Genomic DNA, 17,331 nt, shown 5'->3' with positions numbered 1-17,331 from the left:
AGGGCCGACCGAAACAGAAGATCGGCCCCTACAACGCTCTTTTGGGTCAGTCCAAATGGTTTATCCATACGAAGGATCGGCCCCTAATGTAGGGGCTGACCCTCTTTTTCGGTCAGCCCGAAGGGGTCATCCAGCGTGCGCTCAAAGCCACGCAGACGTTTGTAGATCGACATCAGCTCGACCAGCGTGGTCCATGAGTTAATCAGGTACTGGAATGATCCACGTACCTGATCGAACACGTTAGTGATCTGTCTCATCAGCCCAAGCGTGATCGCACCGGTAACAATCGACGGGAACAGCATCAGCATGCCAAATACCGCGTCCACCTGCAGATAGAAAATACGCACGATATTGAAGTAGAGATAGTGGAAGTAGAGGCGGAAATAGTTCCTGCGCACGCCAAGGAACAGTTCACGCACCGTCGGCGGCTGCGCCCGCGATGCATCATCCTCGCCGTAGACCAGCTCTTTACGATAGGCCGCCTCCACCCGCTGATTGCGGAACGACAGCCCCGGCAGTTTGATGCCGACGATGGCCAGCAGCCCGGTGCCGAACAGCGACCACAGCACGGCGGCAATCACCAATGCATAAGGGATGCTGCCCAGAACTGGCACGGTTTTCACATGCACCGACAGCGTTACCAGCACCGGCAGGAAGGCAATCAGCGTCATAATGGCGTTAATAAAGCTGACGCCCATATCCTCCAGCGTGGAGGCAAAACGCATCGTGTCCTCCTGCACACGCTGGGCGGCACCCTCAATGTGGCGCAGGCGCGGCCAGTACTGCATGTAGTAATTGTTCATCGCCGTGCGCCAGCGGAACACGTAATGGCTGATAAAGAACAGATTTAGCGTGTTAATTGTTACGTAAATCAGGGCGATGTAGAGAAACGTCCTGGTTAACGCGTAGAGGGTGGTCAGCTTAACGGTATTGGGATGCGCCATCGCCTGCTGAATGAGATCGAAAAAAGGCTCATACCAGCTGTTGATTGCCACGCCCAGTTCTACCGAAAACCAGGTAATGAAGATAATCAGCGCGCTGCCAAGTATTGACCAGTATTGCCACGGGTGCGGGCTGGCAATAAACCAGAAACCGGCAAACAGCAGCGTGACCAGCAGGTAGTAGCTGTAGATTGCGAGCATCGATGGGGCAATAAAGCGTGAAACGTTATTCGGTAAAGGCCCGTCGGCAACCGGGGAGAAATGCATCAGGTGAGCGAACAGGCTGTCGGCATAGCCGAACCACAGCAGTATCGCCAGCAGGCTCCAGATTGCCGCACTGCTGAAGAACAGCGCTGGCCTGGGGAAAAAGGATTTAAACATAGGCACTCCGCTGTCAATGTTTGATGGTTATACCCTGATTGACTGTGAGTAATCTCACTGCGGTTGTATCTATTAATTTCAGTGGTGAAGCCTGAACGTTTGAATAAGTTATTTATACCTTTTTTAACTCAATTTCATTTATTTTATAAAAGCCAACAGACAAATTTCCCACATAAATATAAGCGCAGCGGCAAGTTTATTTTTTTTCAGCGCTGAATGTTTTTTAAACAAAGCCGATAACGATCAATGAACCGCAGTGCTGAAGCGGAAATTGCTTGAATTGGCTGATGTTTTCGGTTTATACCCGTGTGGTTTTAACACACATAAAACAGGGTACCTGCGGCGAAAGAGCGCGTGGGACGGTAATTTTTACGTCAGTTAATGGCGTATTGCAGCGTTGCGCATATTTTCTACTGTGGGGAAAATGACGGCCAGCGCCCAGGCGAAAATAATAATGAATGAAGACTCTGATGTCATGTACCGTCTACTGGTACAGAGCGTGGTTGACTACGCCATATATATGCTGACGCCAGAAGGTAACGTCGCTAACTGGAATCCGGGCGCGCAGCGCGCCAAAGGATACCGCCCTGATGAGATCGTCGGGAAAAACTTTAGTTGTTTCTACAGCACTCAGGATCGGCTGGACAAAGTACCGGAGAAGAATCTGGCCACCGCTTACCGAACCGGGCGCTTTGAAGAGCAGGGCTGGCGCTACCGTAAAGACGGCAGCGCGTTTTGGGCAAACGTAGTCATTGATGCGGTACGCGATGATGACGGCAAGCTGATTGGTTACGCCAAGATCACCCGCGATTGCACCGAGGTGCGCGAGTACGAACAGCAGATCCTGCGTGGGAAAGATCTGGCCGAGCAGAACAGTGAAAAAATGGCCTCGCTGTCAAAATTCCTCGACATTATCGTCGCCAATATTCCGTCCAGCGTGATTGTTGAGGATGTGGTCTCGCGCGAGATCCTGCTGATCAACAGCAAGGCGCAGCAGCTGCTTGGCGGCACGCAGCGCCAGTTTATTGGCAAGCGCGCGCCCGACTGCATGACGGCGGAAATGGGCGAATATTTTATGCAGCTCTCCGATGCGGCGCAGCGCAAGGAGGGGACGCAGCGCAACGAACGTCTGCTGAACACGCCGGGCGGCGAGCGTATTCTGAATACCACCGCCACCATTATTCGCGGCAACGACGAACGCCATAACTACGTGCTGCTGATCGCTGACGACGTCACCGATCAGCGTGCGGCGGATGCGCGCATCCACCATATGGCGCACCACGATAACCTCACCAGCCTGCCGAACCGCGTGCTGTTTAGCCAGCGCCTGACCGCCGCGCTGCGCGAGGATCGCGATGCCCGCCGGCTGACCGCCACGCTGGGGCTGGATCTTGATAACTTCAAAAACGTTAACGACGCGCTCGGCCATCAGGTCGGCGACGAGCTGCTGCGTTCGGTGGCGGTGCGTCTGCACTCGGTGCTGCGCGACCAGGATACGCTGGCGCGCAGCGGCGGCGATGAGTTCTCTGTCGTGCTGCCGGGGCTGTCGCATCAGCAGGAGGCGGAAGTGGTCGCCAGCCGCCTGATCGAAACCATTCGTCCGCCGTTTAACGTGGACGGGCACAACCTCTCCGTCGGGCTGAGCATCGGTATTGCCATCGCCGACAGCGGCATGACCACCCCGGACCAGCTGCTGCGCTGCGCGGATATGGCGCTGTATGAAGCCAAGCGCAACGGGCGCAACCGCTTTGAACACTTCACCGCTGCAATGGGCGATATAGCGCAGAAGCGTCGGGTCATCGAGAGCGACCTGCGCGAGGCGCTCACCAGCCGCCAGCTCAAGCTTTACTATCAGCCGATCACTAACAATCTGCATCAGGAGATCATCGGCTATGAAGCGCTGATGCGCTGGCATCACCCGCAAAAGGGCACCATCATGCCGATGGACTTTATTCCGATAGCCGAAGAGACCGGCCTGATCCACAGCCTGGGGGCTTACGCGCTGTATGAAGCCTGCCGCGAGGCCGCTACCTGGCCTGGCGATCAGAGCGTGGCGGTCAATCTGTCGCCGCTGCAGTTTAAAAACAGCGCCCTGGTGTCGGTGGTGGAAGCGGCGCTGAAAGATTCCGGGCTGGCCCCGCATCGTCTGGAGGTGGAGATCACCGAATCGGTGCTGCTGGATAACACGCTGGTCAATATCCATATTCTGCAAAAGCTTAAGGCGCTGGGCGTGCATATTGCGCTGGATGATTTCGGCACCGGCTATTCATCGCTCAGCTACCTGCGCTCATTCCCGTTCGATAAGATCAAGATAGACAAGTCGTTTATCAATGATATGCATGACAGTCGGGAAGCGCTGGCGATTATCCGGGCGATTACCGGCATGAGCCGCAGCCTGGATATTCAAATCACCGCCGAAGGGGTGGAGAGCAACGAGCAGTTCGAACGGCTGAAAGCGGAAGGGTGCACCCTGTTCCAGGGCTACTACTTTGGCCGCCCGCAGCCGTCGGAGAGCCGTTTGCAGCAGTTTTAACTGTTGCGGGTCGGGCATGCCCGACCCCTCCAGTCGGGCACTGTGCCACGCCAGTGAAATTTAAATATTCTCCAGGTTAATTCCGCGCGTTTTCGGCCCGAAAATGCCGATGGTTAGCATCACGATCAGCATGCTGACCACGATAAATGCGATCACCCCCTGGGTGCCCGCCGCCTGCAAAATCATGCCGATAATCAGACTGCTAAACACCGTCGACAGGCGGCTGAAGGAGTAGCAGAAGCCGACCGCACGGGCGCGAATATAGGTCGGGAACACCTCGGTCTGATAAGCGTGATAGCTGTAGGTCAGCCAGGCATTGGAGTAAGTAATGCAGAAGCCGCAGAGGATCAGCATCAGCGGATTATTCTGCAGCGCGAACAGCGTGCCGAACACCACCGTCATCAGCGACGACAGAACGATCTGCCACTTGTTCTCAATCTTATCGGCGTAGCGGCTGCAAATCAGCGAGCCGAGCGGGTAGGCAAGGGTAATAAAGAATGCGTACAGCAGGCTGTGGGTGATGCTCGCGCCTTTGCCGGACAGCAGCGCGGGCAGCCAGTTGCCGAAGCCGAAGAAACCAATCGCCTGGAAGATATTCATCACCACCAGCATCAGCGTGCGCTGGCGGTATTGCGGCGCCCAGATATCGCGAAAACGGCCTTTACGCTGGCTGATTTCTGCCGTTTCAATCTCTTGTGGATGTGGGGCGCTGTCCGCCGCGCCGCAGCGAATTTCCATCGCGCTGACCACCTGATGCGCTTCCTGATGGCGCCCCTGCTGCGCCAGCCAGCGCGGAGACTCCGGCAGGTTCTTGCGTACCAGCCAGATAACCATTGAGCAGACCGCACCGGCTATCACCACCCAGCGCCAGCCTGTCAGGCCAAGAATGGTCTGCGGCACCAGCCACCAGGACATCAGCGCCACCGCCGGAACCGATAAAAACTGTACAAAGAAGGCGAAGGCAAAGGCTTTGCTGCGCAGGCGCGTCGGGACACATTCAGTGAGATAAGTATCGATGGTCACCAGCTCAATTCCCAGCCCGACGCCGACCAGAAAGCGGCAGAAGATGATCCACTCCGCCTGATTCTGAAACGCCATCAGCAGTGAAAAACAGCCGTACCACGCCAGGGCAAACATAAACGTCAGGCGGCGGCCAAAGCGATCGGCGTAAGGGGCCAGCAGACTGGCCCCGAAAAACAGCCCGAGGAAGGTCACGGAAGCAAATGCGGCCTGGTCAGATATGCCAAATACGCCGAGATCGCCAACATGAAATATGCCTCCGGCGATTAAACCTGAACTGATATAGCCCGTCTGGAACAGATCGTAGAGTTCGAAAAAACCGCCAAGTGAGAGTAAGGCAATAAAGCGCCACAGCCCGGCAGAAGCGGGAAGGGCATCGATGCGTTCAGATAATTTATTGTTATTAAAGGGTTTATGTTGCGGTTCGGGCATCCCTGGGGCGCAGGCTTCACTCATGTTACGTTCCTGATAATCATTGCACGGTAAAATAATTTTCCATGCTAATAGTTAGCAGTAAAATTTAAATTTTGAATTACGCCCCGTAAGCAGAAAAATAAGCATAAAAAATGGCAATGGCCGTTTTGCTGCTATTTCTTCCTGTTTCATCCGCCAGGCGTTCAGACTGAAGCTTGCGCAGTTGTTAATGATTTTGTGCCATTTTGTTTCCATACCCTCACGCTTTTCCCCGGTTACTGTTACAATCTGCATGATTGTTACCGGTAACAAACTGCCGGTAAATACCGGCCTGGTAAAAAAGCAGGCGGCGACTCACTATTGTCCCTACACTTTGTGTCACTAAACTTTTTGTCATTAAAAAATCGACCCCCCATTTTAATCAGCCCCCTGTGCTGGTTCGAGAAGGCAATGTCATGTCAGAGCAAAAAACCGGAAGCACGCGCAGAGACTTTCTGCTGAAAACTATCACCCTCGCCCCGGCGATGGCGATTGGCTCCGCAGGGCTGGGTTCACTGGCCGCCGCTGCGCCCGCCGTGGCGAAAGAGGCCGCTAAAACCGGGCCACAGCAGGCGCGCGAGTACCAGCCAACGTGGTTCACCCCCGAAGAGTATGCCTTTCTGCAGGCCGCCGTTGCGCGTCTGATCCCGGCCGATGAACGCGGCCCTGGCGCGCTGGAAGCGGGCGTGCCCGAGTATATCGACCGCCAGATGAACACCCCGTATGCCACCGGCGCCAACTGGTACATGCAGGGGCCGTTCCACCCGGATGCCGATAAAGCGCTGGGCTACCAGCTGCCATTGACCCCGCGTGATATCTATCGCCTGGGCCTGGCCGATGCCGATGCGCTGGCAAAACAGCAGCATGGCAAGGTGTTTGCTGCGCTAAGCGGCGAGCAGCAGGATGCGCTGTTACAGGCGCTGGAAGCGGGCAGCGTGGAGCTGAAACAGCTGCCTGCCAAAACCTTTTTCTCCTTCCTGCTGCAGAACACCCGCGAAGGGTTCTTCAGCGACCCGATCCACGGCGGCAACCAGGGGCTGGTCGGCTGGCAGCTGATTAACTTCCCCGGCGCGCGCGCTGATTTTATGGACTGGGTGGAGCGCGGCGAGCAGTATCCGCTGCCGCCGGTGTCAATTCGTGGGGAAAGAGCATAACCATGGCAAACGTACAGAAGAAAGTAGATGCGGTAATCGTTGGTTTCGGCTGGGCCGGGGCGATTATGGCCAAAGAGCTGACCGAAGCCGGTCTTAACGTGGTGGCGCTGGAGCGCGGCCCGCATCGCGATACCTATCCTGACGGTGCGTATCCGCAGGTGATTGACGAACTGACCTATAACATTCGTAAAAAGCTGTTCCAGGATCTGTCAAAAAGCACCGTGACCATCCGTCATAACTCCGCGCAGACCGCGCAGCCGTATCGTCAGCTGGCGGCATTCCTGCCCGGCACCGGCACCGGCGGCGCGGGCCTGCACTGGTCCGGCGTGCATTTCCGCGTCGACCCGATGGAACTGCGCATGCGCAGCCATTATGAAGAGCGCTACGGCAAAAACTTTATCCCGGAAGGGATGACCATCCAGGACTTCGGCGTCACTTACGACGAGCTGGAACCCTATTTCGACCAGGCCGAGAAGGTGTTCGGCACTTCCGGTTCAGCCTGGAGCGTAAAGGGTAAAGTGGTCGGTCAGGGCGGCAAAGGCAACCCGTTTGCCCCGGACCGCTCCAGCCCGTTCCCGCTGCCCGCGCAGAAGCGCACTTACTCGGCGCAGCTGTTTGCCCAGGCGGCGGAAAGCATTGGCTACCATCCGTACGACCTGCCTTCTGCCAATACCTCCGGCCCGTATACCAACACCTACGGTGCGCAGATGGGGCCGTGCAACTTCTGCGGCTACTGCAGCGGCTATGCCTGCTACATGTATTCCAAAGCCTCGCCGAACGTCAACATCCTGCCTGCACTGCGTCAGGAGTCGAAGTTCGAGCTGCGCAATAACGCTTACGTCCTGCGCGTTAACCTGACGGACGACAAGAAGCACGCGACCGGCGTCACCTATGTTGATGCACTGGGGCGTGAAAACGAACAGCCTGCTGACCTGGTGATCCTCTCCGCGTTCCAGTTCCACAACGTGCATCTGATGCTGCTGTCCGGCATCGGCAAGCCGTACGATCCGGTGACGAACGAAGGCACCGTCGGGCGCAACTTCGCCTATCAGAACATCTCCACCATCAAAGCGTTCTTCGATAAAGACGTGTTTACCAATAACTTTATCGGTGCAGGCGGCGCGGGCGTTGGGGTGGATGACTTCAACGGCGACAACTTCGACCACGCGCAGTATGGCTTCGTTGGCGGTTCGCCGATGTGGGTGAATCAGGCGGGGGTCAAGCCGATCTCCGGCCTGCCGACCCCTCCGGGCACGCCGAACTGGGGCAGCAAGTGGAAAGCGGCGGTGGCCGATCACTACACCCACCACGTGTCGATGGATGCCCACGGCGCGCATCAGTCGTACCGCAATAACTACCTCGACCTCGATCCCAACTACAAGGATATCCACGGCCAGCCGCTGCTGCGTATGACCTTCGACTGGCAGGAAAACGACATCAAAATGTCGCAGTTTATGCACGGTCGCATGCACAAGATTGCCGAAGCGATGAACCCGAAATTGATCAGCGGTGCGCCAAAAATGCCGGGCGCGCACTTCGACACCACCGTATATCAGACCACGCATATGAACGGCGGCGCGATCATGGGTGAAGATCCAAAAACCAGCGCGATTAACCGTTATCTGCAAAGCTGGGACGTGCCGAACGTCTTTGTGCCGGGCGCCTCCGCTTTCCCGCAGGGGCTGGGCTACAACCCGACCGGTATGGTGGCGGCGCTGACCTACTGGTCGGCGAAGGCGATTCGTGAACAGTACCTGAAAAACCCGGGTCCACTGGTGCAGGCATAAGGATAAGCAGATGAAAAAGTTACTTCTTATTGCCCTGCTGCCGGGCATGCTGGCGTTTAATGCGCTGGCCGATGATAGCGCGGCGGCTGAAATTCAGCGCGGTGAGTATCTGGCGCGCGCCGGGGACTGCGTGGCCTGCCACACCAAAGCGGGCGGCGAAGCTTTTGCCGGTGGCCTGCCGATGGCAACGCCTATCGGCACCATCTACTCCACCAATATCACCCCGGACAAGCAGAGCGGGATTGGCGGCTACAGCTATGACGACTTCCAGAAAGCGGTGCGTCACGGCGTGGCGAAAAACGGCGACACGCTCTACCCGGCGATGCCTTACCCGTCCTACGCGGTGGTCAGCGACGAGGATATGCAGGCGCTTTACGCCTACTTTATGCACGGCGTTAAGCCGGTGAACCAGGCGAACAAAGAGAGCGACATTCCGTGGCCGCTGTCGATGCGCTGGCCGCTGGCGATCTGGCGCGGAGTGTTTGCGCCGGACGTGAAGGCCTTCCAGCCGATCAAAGGGCAGGACCCGGTGCTGGCGCGTGGCCAGTATCTGGTTGAGGGCCTGGGCCACTGCGGCGCCTGCCATACGCCGCGCAGCATCACCATGCAGGAAAAAGCGCTGAACAACGAGGAAGGCAGTGATTACCTCTCCGGCAGCAGCGCGCCCATCGACGGCTGGACCGCGAGCAATCTGCGCGGTGATGGCCGCGACGGGCTGGGCCGCTGGAGTGAAGATGACCTGGTGCAGTTCCTGCGCATGGGCCGTAACGATCGCACCGCGGTATTTGGCGGTATGACCGATGTGGTACAGCACAGCCTGCAGCATCTGACGCCGGAAGATGCGACCGCGATTGCACGCTACCTGAAATCGCTGGGGGCTAAAGATCCCAACCAGGTGGGCTTCACGCCGGATGATGCAGTGGCGAAAGCGCTGTGGAAGGGCGACGACAGCAAAACTGGCGCATCAGTCTATGTTGACAGCTGCGCGGCCTGCCATAAAACCGACGGCAGCGGCTACCAGCGCTTCTTCCCGGAGCTGCGCGGTAATCCGGTGGTGCTGGCGGAAGATCCGACTTCGCTGATCCATATTGTGCTGAGCGGCGCACAGCTGCCGGGCGTCAAGGATGCGCCTACCACTATCACCATGCCGGCCTTCGGCTGGCGTCTGAACGACCAGCAGGTCGCAGACGTGGTGAACTTTATCCGCACCAGCTGGGGCAATACCGCGAAGTCTGCGGTGTCAGCCAGCGACGTGGCGAAAGTGCGCAAGGATGAAGCGGTGGTCAATCAGCAGGGCAATGTTGATGTGGAGAAGTTGACGCCATAACGTTGAGCTGGCCTTGCGGGTCGATCGGAAAAGAGGATCGACCCCTACGGTTCGTGGGCATGTCCGGTTCGGAAAACCCGGCCGTTGTAGGGGCGGACCTTCTGTTTCGGTCCGCCCGTCAAAGGGCACGCTATTGCCCGTAATACGCCCCTGTCCCATGTTTACGCAGATAATGCTTATCCAGCAGCACCTGCTGCATATCGCGCATCCCCGGCGTCAGCTGGCGCGAGAAAATCCCCATATAGGCAATCTCCTCCAGTACCACCGCGTTATGCACCGCATTCTCCGCGCTGCTGCCCCAGGCAAACGGGCCGTGGGCGTTGACCAGCACCGCCGGGATCGCCGTCGGACTGATGCCGCGTGACTGGAAGGTATCAATTATCACCTCGCCGGTGTTGTGCTCATAATTCTCCGCGATCTCCTGCGCTGTCATCAGACGCGTGCAGGGAATGGTGCCGTAGAAATAGTCGGCGTGGGTGGTGCCCCAGGCGGGGAGATCCAGCCCGGCCTGCGCCCAGATAGTGGCGTGGCGCGAATGGGTATGAACAATGCCGCCGATATCGCTAAACGCACGGTACAGCGCCAGGTGGGTCGCGGTATCAGAAGAGGGCTTCTTGCTGCCCTCCACGGTGCGGCCGCTTTCCAGCTCTACCACCACGATATCGTCAACCGTCATGCCGTCATACTCCACCCCGGAAGGCTTGATCGCTACCAGCCCGCGATGACGGTCAATGGCGCTGACGTTGCCCCAGGTGAAGGTCACCAGACGGTGGCGTGGCAGTGCCAGATTGGCCGCCAAAACCTGCTGTTTCAGTGTTGATAAGCTCATTGTAAGCCTCCTTCCTGCATTTTCTGTTCAATCCAGCGCCGTGCCTGCACAATCTCAGCCACCGGCTCCTCGGCTTTTTCTGTCCACATCTCAATCAGAAACGCGCCACGATAGTTCAGCTGTTTCAGCGTGCGGAACACCCCAACAAAATCGACGCACCCCTCACCAAACGGTACGTCGCGAAACTGCCCCGGCGAACTGGCGGTGACGGGCTGCGTGTCTTTCAGATGGATAGCGGCAATACGGTCAATGCCCAGCGCCAGCTCGGCGGCGACGTCATTGCCCCAGGCGGTCAGATTGCCGACGTCGGGATAGACGGTGAACCACGGCGAGGCCTGCTGCTTATCCCACTGTTTCCACTTGCTGATGGCGTTCATAAATTCGGTATCCATAATCTCGACAGCCAGCATCACCTGCGCGGCTGCGGCGCGATCGACCGCCCAGGCGAGCCCTTGCGCGAAGCGCGCCACCGTGCCCTCGTCATGCGCTTCGTAGTAAACGTCGTAGCCCGCCAGCTGGATGGTGCGGATGCCAACGTCCGTTGCCAGCTGGATCGCCTGCTCCATCAGGCTATAGGCCTGCTGGCGGATCGCCGGGTCGTGGCTGCCAAACGGGAAGCGGCGGTGGCCCGAGAGGCACATCGACGGGATAGTCACTCCGGTTTCCATCATTGCGTTCACCAGCGACAGGCGCTGCTCTTTGCTCCATTGCAGGCGCGACAGCCGCAGATCGGTCTCGTCCACCGACATCTCGACAAAGTCGAAACCGCAGGCTTTTGCCAGGGCCAGACGTTCCGGCCAGCTCAGATGAGGCGGCAGGGCTTTTTCATAAATTCCCAGCGGATGTTGGCGCATAGTTATTGTCCCCAGATGCTGGCAATGGCCTGATGGAAGTCGGCGGCGGCCGCGCGCCCGTCGGCACTTTCGCTGAGTGCCCGCCCGACGATAAATGCCTTCACGTCGATATTTTTAAACTGCGGCAGCTCGTCCGGGGTAATGCCGCCGGTGACCGACAGGGCAAAGCCCAGATCGGACAGGGCTTTCATCGCATCCAGATCCTGCTGGCTCCACTGCTGGCCGCTGGCCTGGGCATCGCGTCCGCGGTGGTAAATGGCCTGCGTCAGGCCCAGCTCGCGCCAGCGCTTAGCCTCAGCCAGCGTCCAGTGGCCGAACAGCTCAATCTGGATATCGCCCTGATGCTGATGGGCCACCTCCAGCGCGCTGGCAAAGGTCGCCAGCGGGGCTGCGCAGATCACCGTCATCCAGTTGGCCCCGGCTTCAAACGCCAGCGTCGCCAGCGTCGCCCCGGCATCCGCCACTTTAAAATCGGCCACCAGGGTTTTAGCGGGCAACTGCTGGCGCAGCTGGCGCACCGCGTCTATCCCGGAGCTGAAGCACAGAATGGTGCCGGCTTCGACAATATCGACCTGCTGATGCAGGCGCTGTGCCGTCTCGAGCGCGGCATCCAGCCGGGTGTGGTCGAGGGCCAGCTGAAGCTGGGGAACCCGGGAACGGCTCATGATGTCACTCCTTGTGTGGCGATCAGCGCCGCCAGTAGTTGCTGATAACGTTGATATTTTTTCTGATACAGCGCATGACGCTCGCTATCGGGCTGGTAGCTCAGGATTTCGGGTACCAGCGCCTGCTGTGCCTGTTGCAGCGAGGCATATGCCCCGGTGCCGGTCATTGCCGCCAGCGCTGCGCCCAGGCAGCCACTCTCTTCGATCTGAGGGATCTCCACCGGCAGGCCGCTGGCGTCGGCAAACATTTGCATCCACACCGCCGAGCGCGTCGCCCCCCCGCTCAGACGCAAGGCCTTGACCTGCGGGAAGCGTGTCAGAATGCGATTGAGATGGGTGAGGTGGGAGAACACCACGCCTTCGTAGATGGCCTGCACCAGGTGGCCGCGCTGGTGGCCCGCCTGCATGCCGAAGAAGCTGGCGTGCAGGTCAGCCCCGGCGTTGCAGCCGTAGAGGAACGGCAGGAACAGCAGGGAACTCGCGGCTGGCGGCAGTTCGGCCACCCACTGATTCAGCTGGTGGTAGTCATCGATGCCCCACTGCTGGCAGAACCACTCCAGATTGGCGGCCGAGGTTGGGCTGGCTTCGTGAATAATGTACTGTCCGTCAATGGCATAGCGGCCGTAGACAAAGCGATAATCGGCTTCGTCGCTGATGCGGTCGGTAATCCCGCTGGTCACCGACCAGGTGCCCATGACGGCGTTTAGCCGGGTATCGTCATGCAGCCCGGCGCACAGCGCGGTAGACACCACGTCGAACAGCCCGCCGACCACCGGCGTCCCGGCACGCAGTCCGCACAGGGCGGCCGCTTCAGCGGTGACATAGCCCGCAGTGTCCGTCGGCCCGACAATCGGCGGCAGGGCAGGCAGAATGTCGCCGATGCCGAGAGTTTCTGCCAGCGCGGCAGACCAGCCGCCCTGCTGCATGTGGTACAGGTTGGATTCGGAAATATTGGTCTCTTCACAGGCCAGCTCTCCGGTCAGGCAGTAGCGCAGATAGTCATGGGCCATCAGCACACTGCCAATCGCCGCGTAGCGCTGCGGTTGATGCTCCTTCAGCCAGCGCAGCAGTGACACGGGATGCCCGGTCCATAACGTCTGTCGGGTGAGCGGATAAAGCGTCTGCGGCATGCCGTCACGCTGCCACTGCTGCACCAGCGCCAGCGCCCGGCGATCGGAGGAGAGCATGCCGTTACCCAGCGGCTGCTGCTGTTTATCCAGCAGAAACAGCCCTTTGCCCTGCGCCGAAATGCCCACTCCGGCAATCTGTGCCGCATCCAGCCCGCTGCGTTTCAGCACCTCTGCGATGACCCGTGCGGCCTGCTGCCAGAGCAGCGGCATATCGCGCTCGGCCCAGCCCGGTTGCGGTACCCGTACTGGCAGCGTCTGTCGTGCCACCGCGCGCTCGCCGCCCTTTGCGTCATACAGCCCGGCCTTAATAAAGGTGCCGCCGCAGTCCAGCCCTAACCAGTAGTTCATGCGGCCTCCCGTTGCTGCGCATCGCAGCGGGCTGGCAGCGTCAGCGCCAGCAGTGAGGCAATCGCCAGCGCGATCGCCAGGCTGTAGACTCCGGCATCTTTGCTGTACGCCACGATTAACACCCCGACCATATAGGGGCCGCAGAAGCCACCGAGGTTGCCCAGGGCGTTAATCACCCCGCGCGCACCGCCGGCCACTTCGGCATTAAACAGGCGTGGAGGAATGCTCCAGAACACCCCAGCCGCAGACTGGATAAAGAAACCGCAGCCGACCAGCGCTGCGTAAGACCACCAGATATGCGCTTTCAGCAGTACCGACAGCGCCATACACAGGGCAAAACCGGCCAGCGGAAGGGCGACGAACAGTTTGCGGCGTCCGGTGGCATCCGACAGCGCGGAGAACAGGAACATGCCGAAAATCGCGCAGACATAGGGAAGGATCGCCAGCCAGCCGACCTGCTCCAGATTGCCGTGGGTCAGCCCTTTGAGAATGGTGGGCAGCCACAGGGTGTAGCCGTAGATCCCGGTCTGGTAGAAGAAGTTCACCAGGATCAGCCGCCACATCACCGGCTCACGCATCACCTGACGCAGTGAGGCTTTGCGGGTGTTTTGGCCTTTGATCAGCAGCTGCTCGTCGTGCAGGGTTTTGATCAGATACTGTTTTTCCGCTGCGGAGATCCACTTCGCCTCCTGCGGGCGGTTGCTGATGGTGAAATGCCACAGTCCCATGACAAACAGCGACAGTACACCCTCAACGAAGAACAGCATGCGCCAGTCCCAGGCGGTAATGATCCAGCCGGAGAGCGGGGCGGTGAGGATCCCAGCGATCGGCACAAACATGATCACAATGGCGTTGGCGCGGCCGCGCTCGGCATCGGGGAACCAGTTGCCGATCATCGTCAGCACCACCGGTAACATTCCGCCTTCGGAAACCCCCAGCGCAAAACGCAGTGCCAGCAGCTGATACTGATTGGTGGCGAGGCCGGTCAGCAGGGAGATTACCGCCCAGGCCAGCAGTGACCAGCCGATAAAGCGTTTACCGTTGCCGTAGACCGCCAGCTTGCCCCCCGGCACCTGTAAGAACAGATAACCGATAAAGAAGATGCCCCCGGCCAGTCCGGCCATTGAGGCGCTGATGCCGAGATCGGCATCCATCCCGCCCGGCATGGCAAAGGCGATATTGACCCGATCCATATAAGAAATAATGCAGGTGATCAGGATTGGCGGAATGATCCGCAGCCAGCGCAGAGACGGGATCCCTTCGCGGGCGAGGGTGGTAGACGTCAGGCTCATAGCGATCCTCTTTTAGTCAGCGAGATCGGCCACAGGGACCTTCACCACCACCTTGCGGATGGCCTCAGGGGCATGCAGCGCGCAGTTTGGGCGGTGAATATCCTGCGGGAAGAACACCGCGAAGTTTCCCGGCTGCATCAGCACCAGGGTTTCATTGGGGGCATCCTGGTAGAAGATGATGTCGCGCACGTCATCATACGGCTGGTGGATCGCCGGTTCCGCTCCCCCGGTGGAGACGCCCATCAGCTCATTGCCGCAGACCAGGTACTGCACATCGATAAAGTGCCGGTGCGCCTCCGGGTAGTTGTCGCCGTGCGGGGCGGTTTGCAGGTCAAGCACCTGCACCTGCCAGCCGGTTTGGCTGTCCTGGTAACGCCCGGCGGCCATAGTGGCCAGATCGTGGCGGGCTAAATAGTCGATGGCGCGCGCAATCGCAGGCGGATAGTGGCGGGCATCGGTATTGTTGATATGGCCAAAAATCATGGTGTGTGCTCCCGTTATAGTGCCTGGATGCGTGCCCAGACGCGTTCATCCACCGGAATGCCGAGGCGCTGGTTTTCAGCGCGAATACCGGGGAACTTGTGGCCCGGCAGGCGGATCGCCTGCCGGTCGGCGCGATCGGCACCGGTAATCGATGCGCGGATGCGCGCCAGCTTGCTGTCGCGGGTGGCGCCGTCGATCAGGCGATCGACATCGATGGCGATAAAGACCTGGGAGATGCCAAATTCGTCGCCGTTGTCCTCGGTCACTGCGGTCACGGAGGCCCCGTTAGAGAGCAGGGTGGCGACCATATCCAGCACGATTGAGAGCGCGGAACCTTTCCAGTAGCCCATGGGTAAAATGCGGCGATTTTCTTCTATCGTGGCGGGATCGCGAGTGTATTGGCCGTCATTGTCAAAACCGCCGTCGACCGGCAGGGTTTTGCCCGCCAGGCGGTTCACTTCCAGCATGCCGTAGGAGAACATCGACATCGACATATCGACCATGGTGATCGGTTCGCCCGGCACGGCAACGATCAGCGGGTTGGTGCCGATGGCGCAGCTTTTGGCCCCCCACGGCGGCATAACCGCAATGGAGTTGGTCCAGCAGACGCCGATATAGCCTTTTTCTGCTGCCTGCCAGCCGTAGCTGCCGCCGCGCATCCAGTGGTTGGCATTACGCAGCGCCACCAGACCGATCCCGTGGCCGTCGGCCAGTTCAATGGCGCGATCCATCATGCTGCGGGCGGTGAGATTGCCTATCGCACGGTGCGCATCCCACTGTTCGATCGCCCCCAGCGAGAGGATTTTTTCGGCTTCTGCCTGCGGCACGATATGCCCGGCGTCCAGCTGCTGGATAAAGCGGGGAAAACGATTCACCCCGTGGGAGTAAACGCCGCTCTCGCTGGTGTCAGCGAACAGGGTGGCACAGCTTTCGGCTTTCTCTGCTGGCACACCGCGCGCCAGTAACACCCGCAGAAACTCCTGTTTCAACTGCTGATAGCTGATTCTCATACTGCTGTTTCTCCCCGGAGATGGCTTTATTTCAATATATGGAATATCGTTCCAAATAAATCCTATGCGCCTGACGAGGACAAGTCAAAGAAATGAGCTGTGATTTTGTCTTTATAAAACAGTGAGATAAAAATAGTGTTGGGTTCTGTGATCGGTAACACATCGGGTGAAATCGTGGCGTGGGGAAGCCGGGTCAGGCATGCCTGACCCCGACAAAAAAACGCATCGCGGCCATCCCTTACCGTAAGGGCGTGGCACGCCTTGCCCGGCCGTTAACCGATGATCGCCCGGTACAGCGAGGTGGTGGCGGTGATATACAGCTCATTACCCTGCGGACCGCCGAGGGTGCAGTTTGACACCCGTTCCGGCACCGCGATCTTGCCGCGCGTCACGCCTTTGCTGTCGAAAATAATCACCCCGTCGGCGCAGCTACAGTAAACATTGCCGCGCGGATCCACGCAGAAGCCATCCGGAAAACCGGGGGCCACCTCGGCAAACAGCCGCCCGCTGCCCAGCTCCCGACCATCTACCGGATAGACCCTGAGCTGGCGGCGACCCAGCGTCGGGAAGTCAACCACCGACATATCCGCGACATACAGCAGGCTTTCATCGGGCGAAAAGGCCAGCCCGTTGGGGCGTTGCAGATCGCTGGCGGCGATGGTCAGCCGCTGTTCGTTCGGATCGAAGCAGTAGAGATAACAGCCGATCACCTGGCTGTGCGCGTGATAGCCCTCCTCGTCGCTGACGATGCCGTAGGGCGGATCGGTGAACCAGATCGTGCCATCGGATCGCACCACGACGTCGTTCGGCGAGTTGAAACGCTTGCCGTCCACCTTCTCCACCAGCAGCCTGACGCTGCCGTCATGCTCGGTGCGGCTGATGGCGCGGCGGCCATGCTCGCAGCTCACCACCCGGCCCTCATTATCCAGGGCATTGCCGTTAGCGTAGTGCGACGATGCCCGCCACAGGCTGACTTCGCCATTGCGCTGCCAGCAGAACATGCGGTTACCCTTCACGTCGCTGAACACCACCGCATCCTGCCCGGGCAGCCATACCGGCCCCTCAGCCCAGATGGCCGGGGAGCAGAGTTTTTCCAGCGTCAGATTATCGGTCTGCATAGCGCC

Annotated in this window: 15 protein-coding genes; 4 read left to right on the top strand and 11 right to left on the bottom strand. The window is 59.1% G+C overall.

Annotated elements, in window-relative coordinates:
* Positions 1–83: 83 nt before the first annotated feature.
* Positions 84–1,322 (bottom strand): peptide antibiotic transporter SbmA, encoded by a 1,239-nt coding sequence (gene sbmA, locus ID864_RS06985; protein ID WP_191149617.1) that lies wholly within the window; start codon positions 1,320–1,322, stop codon positions 84–86.
* A 454-nt stretch (positions 1,323–1,776) separates the two neighbouring features.
* Here sbmA and ID864_RS06980 point away from each other — a divergent pair, with 454 nt between their 5' ends.
* On the top strand, positions 1,777–3,855 hold the full coding sequence (locus tag ID864_RS06980; protein ID WP_224750425.1) for a sensor domain-containing protein: 2,079 nt from the start codon (positions 1,777–1,779) through the stop codon (positions 3,853–3,855).
* Between the two features lie 60 nt (positions 3,856–3,915).
* On the opposite strand, the gene ID864_RS06975 is transcribed toward ID864_RS06980, so the two are convergent.
* Entirely contained in the window at positions 3,916–5,307 is a 1,392-nt protein-coding gene (locus tag ID864_RS06975; protein WP_099753709.1) for an MFS transporter, read from the bottom strand.
* 75 nt (positions 5,308–5,382) lie between these two features.
* A complete protein-coding gene (locus tag ID864_RS06970) occupies positions 5,383–5,583 on the bottom strand; it encodes a hypothetical protein (protein ID WP_048917523.1) in 201 nt (66 codons plus the stop codon).
* A gap of 161 nt (positions 5,584–5,744) precedes the next feature.
* Here ID864_RS06970 and ID864_RS06965 point away from each other — a divergent pair, with 161 nt between their 5' ends.
* The 3 genes from ID864_RS06965 to ID864_RS06955 are packed head-to-tail and all read left to right on the top strand — an operon-like array spanning position 5,745 to position 9,596.
* Positions 5,745–6,482: a gluconate 2-dehydrogenase subunit 3 family protein gene (locus ID864_RS06965; protein ID WP_048917522.1), complete on the top strand. Its 738-nt coding sequence runs from the start codon at positions 5,745–5,747 to the stop codon at positions 6,480–6,482.
* A 2-nt stretch (positions 6,483–6,484) separates the two neighbouring features.
* Positions 6,485–8,269, top strand: a complete 1,785-nt coding sequence (locus tag ID864_RS06960) for a GMC family oxidoreductase (protein ID WP_048917521.1) — start codon at positions 6,485–6,487, stop codon at positions 8,267–8,269.
* A gap of 10 nt (positions 8,270–8,279) precedes the next feature.
* Positions 8,280–9,596, top strand: coding sequence for a cytochrome c (locus ID864_RS06955; protein WP_048917520.1), 1,317 nt, complete (start codon positions 8,280–8,282; stop codon positions 9,594–9,596).
* 130 nt (positions 9,597–9,726) lie between these two features.
* Here ID864_RS06955 and araD read toward each other — a convergent pair whose 3' ends face one another.
* The 8 genes from araD to ID864_RS06915 all read right to left on the bottom strand — a co-directional run bounded on the left by araD (position 9,727) and on the right by ID864_RS06915 (position 17,325).
* Positions 9,727–10,425 (bottom strand): L-ribulose-5-phosphate 4-epimerase, encoded by a 699-nt coding sequence (araD, locus tag ID864_RS06950; protein WP_048917519.1) that lies wholly within the window; start codon positions 10,423–10,425, stop codon positions 9,727–9,729.
* A complete protein-coding gene (locus ID864_RS06945) occupies positions 10,422–11,279 on the bottom strand; it encodes an L-ribulose-5-phosphate 3-epimerase (RefSeq protein WP_099753699.1) in 858 nt (285 codons plus the stop codon). The genes araD and ID864_RS06945 overlap by 4 nt, the downstream gene beginning before the upstream one ends.
* Positions 11,280–11,281: 2 nt before the next feature.
* Positions 11,282–11,944, bottom strand: a complete 663-nt coding sequence (ulaD, locus tag ID864_RS06940) for a 3-keto-L-gulonate-6-phosphate decarboxylase UlaD (protein ID WP_099753698.1) — start codon at positions 11,942–11,944, stop codon at positions 11,282–11,284.
* The gene (locus tag ID864_RS06935) at positions 11,941–13,422 is read right to left on the bottom strand and encodes an FGGY-family carbohydrate kinase (protein ID WP_099753697.1); all 1,482 of its coding nucleotides are present in this window, start codon (positions 13,420–13,422) and stop codon (positions 11,941–11,943) included. Before ID864_RS06935 ends, ulaD begins: the two co-directional genes overlap by 4 nt.
* Positions 13,419–14,714 (bottom strand): MFS transporter, encoded by a 1,296-nt coding sequence (locus ID864_RS06930; RefSeq protein ID WP_099753696.1) that lies wholly within the window; start codon positions 14,712–14,714, stop codon positions 13,419–13,421. The genes ID864_RS06935 and ID864_RS06930 overlap by 4 nt, the downstream gene beginning before the upstream one ends.
* A gap of 12 nt (positions 14,715–14,726) precedes the next feature.
* Complete coding sequence (locus ID864_RS06925) at positions 14,727–15,197, bottom strand: YhcH/YjgK/YiaL family protein (protein WP_187498537.1); 471 nt, start codon at positions 15,195–15,197, stop codon at positions 14,727–14,729.
* A 14-nt stretch (positions 15,198–15,211) separates the two neighbouring features.
* A complete protein-coding gene (gene yiaK, locus ID864_RS06920; protein ID WP_191149616.1) occupies positions 15,212–16,207 on the bottom strand; it encodes a 3-dehydro-L-gulonate 2-dehydrogenase in 996 nt (331 codons plus the stop codon).
* A gap of 272 nt (positions 16,208–16,479) precedes the next feature.
* On the bottom strand, positions 16,480–17,325 hold the full coding sequence (locus ID864_RS06915; RefSeq protein ID WP_191149615.1) for an SMP-30/gluconolactonase/LRE family protein: 846 nt from the start codon (positions 17,323–17,325) through the stop codon (positions 16,480–16,482).
* Positions 17,326–17,331 lie beyond the last annotated feature (6 nt).

Origin of the sequence: Erwinia aphidicola (genome assembly GCF_014773485.1) — a bacterium.
Taxonomy (GTDB): Bacteria; Pseudomonadota; Gammaproteobacteria; order Enterobacterales; family Enterobacteriaceae; genus Erwinia; species Erwinia aphidicola.
The sequence above is the reverse complement of the archived record's forward strand: the minus strand, read 5'-3'. Positions and strand labels throughout refer to the sequence as shown.

Coding starts and splice junctions, on each gene's coding strand:
- yiaK (WP_191149616.1), bottom strand. CDS start 16,207: ATGAGAATCAGCTATCAGCAGTTGAAACAGGAGTTTCTGCGGGTGTTA.
- ulaD (WP_099753698.1), bottom strand. CDS start 11,944: ATGAGCCGTTCCCGGGTTCCCCAGCTTCAGCTGGCCCTCGACCACACC.
- ID864_RS06975 (WP_099753709.1), bottom strand. CDS start 5,307: ATGCCCGAACCGCAACATAAACCCTTTAATAACAATAAATTATCTGAA.
- ID864_RS06935 (WP_099753697.1), bottom strand. CDS start 13,422: ATGAACTACTGGTTAGGGCTGGACTGCGGCGGCACCTTTATTAAGGCC.
- araD (WP_048917519.1), bottom strand. CDS start 10,425: ATGAGCTTATCAACACTGAAACAGCAGGTTTTGGCGGCCAATCTGGCA.
- ID864_RS06970 (WP_048917523.1), bottom strand. CDS start 5,583: ATGCAGATTGTAACAGTAACCGGGGAAAAGCGTGAGGGTATGGAAACA.
- sbmA (WP_191149617.1), bottom strand. CDS start 1,322: ATGTTTAAATCCTTTTTCCCCAGGCCAGCGCTGTTCTTCAGCAGTGCG.
- ID864_RS06930 (WP_099753696.1), bottom strand. CDS start 14,714: ATGAGCCTGACGTCTACCACCCTCGCCCGCGAAGGGATCCCGTCTCTG.
- ID864_RS06965 (WP_048917522.1), top strand. CDS start 5,745: ATGTCAGAGCAAAAAACCGGAAGCACGCGCAGAGACTTTCTGCTGAAA.
- ID864_RS06960 (WP_048917521.1), top strand. CDS start 6,485: ATGGCAAACGTACAGAAGAAAGTAGATGCGGTAATCGTTGGTTTCGGC.
- ID864_RS06955 (WP_048917520.1), top strand. CDS start 8,280: ATGAAAAAGTTACTTCTTATTGCCCTGCTGCCGGGCATGCTGGCGTTT.
- ID864_RS06915 (WP_191149615.1), bottom strand. CDS start 17,325: ATGCAGACCGATAATCTGACGCTGGAAAAACTCTGCTCCCCGGCCATC.
- ID864_RS06925 (WP_187498537.1), bottom strand. CDS start 15,197: ATGATTTTTGGCCATATCAACAATACCGATGCCCGCCACTATCCGCCT.
- ID864_RS06980 (WP_224750425.1), top strand. CDS start 1,777: ATGAATGAAGACTCTGATGTCATGTACCGTCTACTGGTACAGAGCGTG.
- ID864_RS06945 (WP_099753699.1), bottom strand. CDS start 11,279: ATGCGCCAACATCCGCTGGGAATTTATGAAAAAGCCCTGCCGCCTCAT.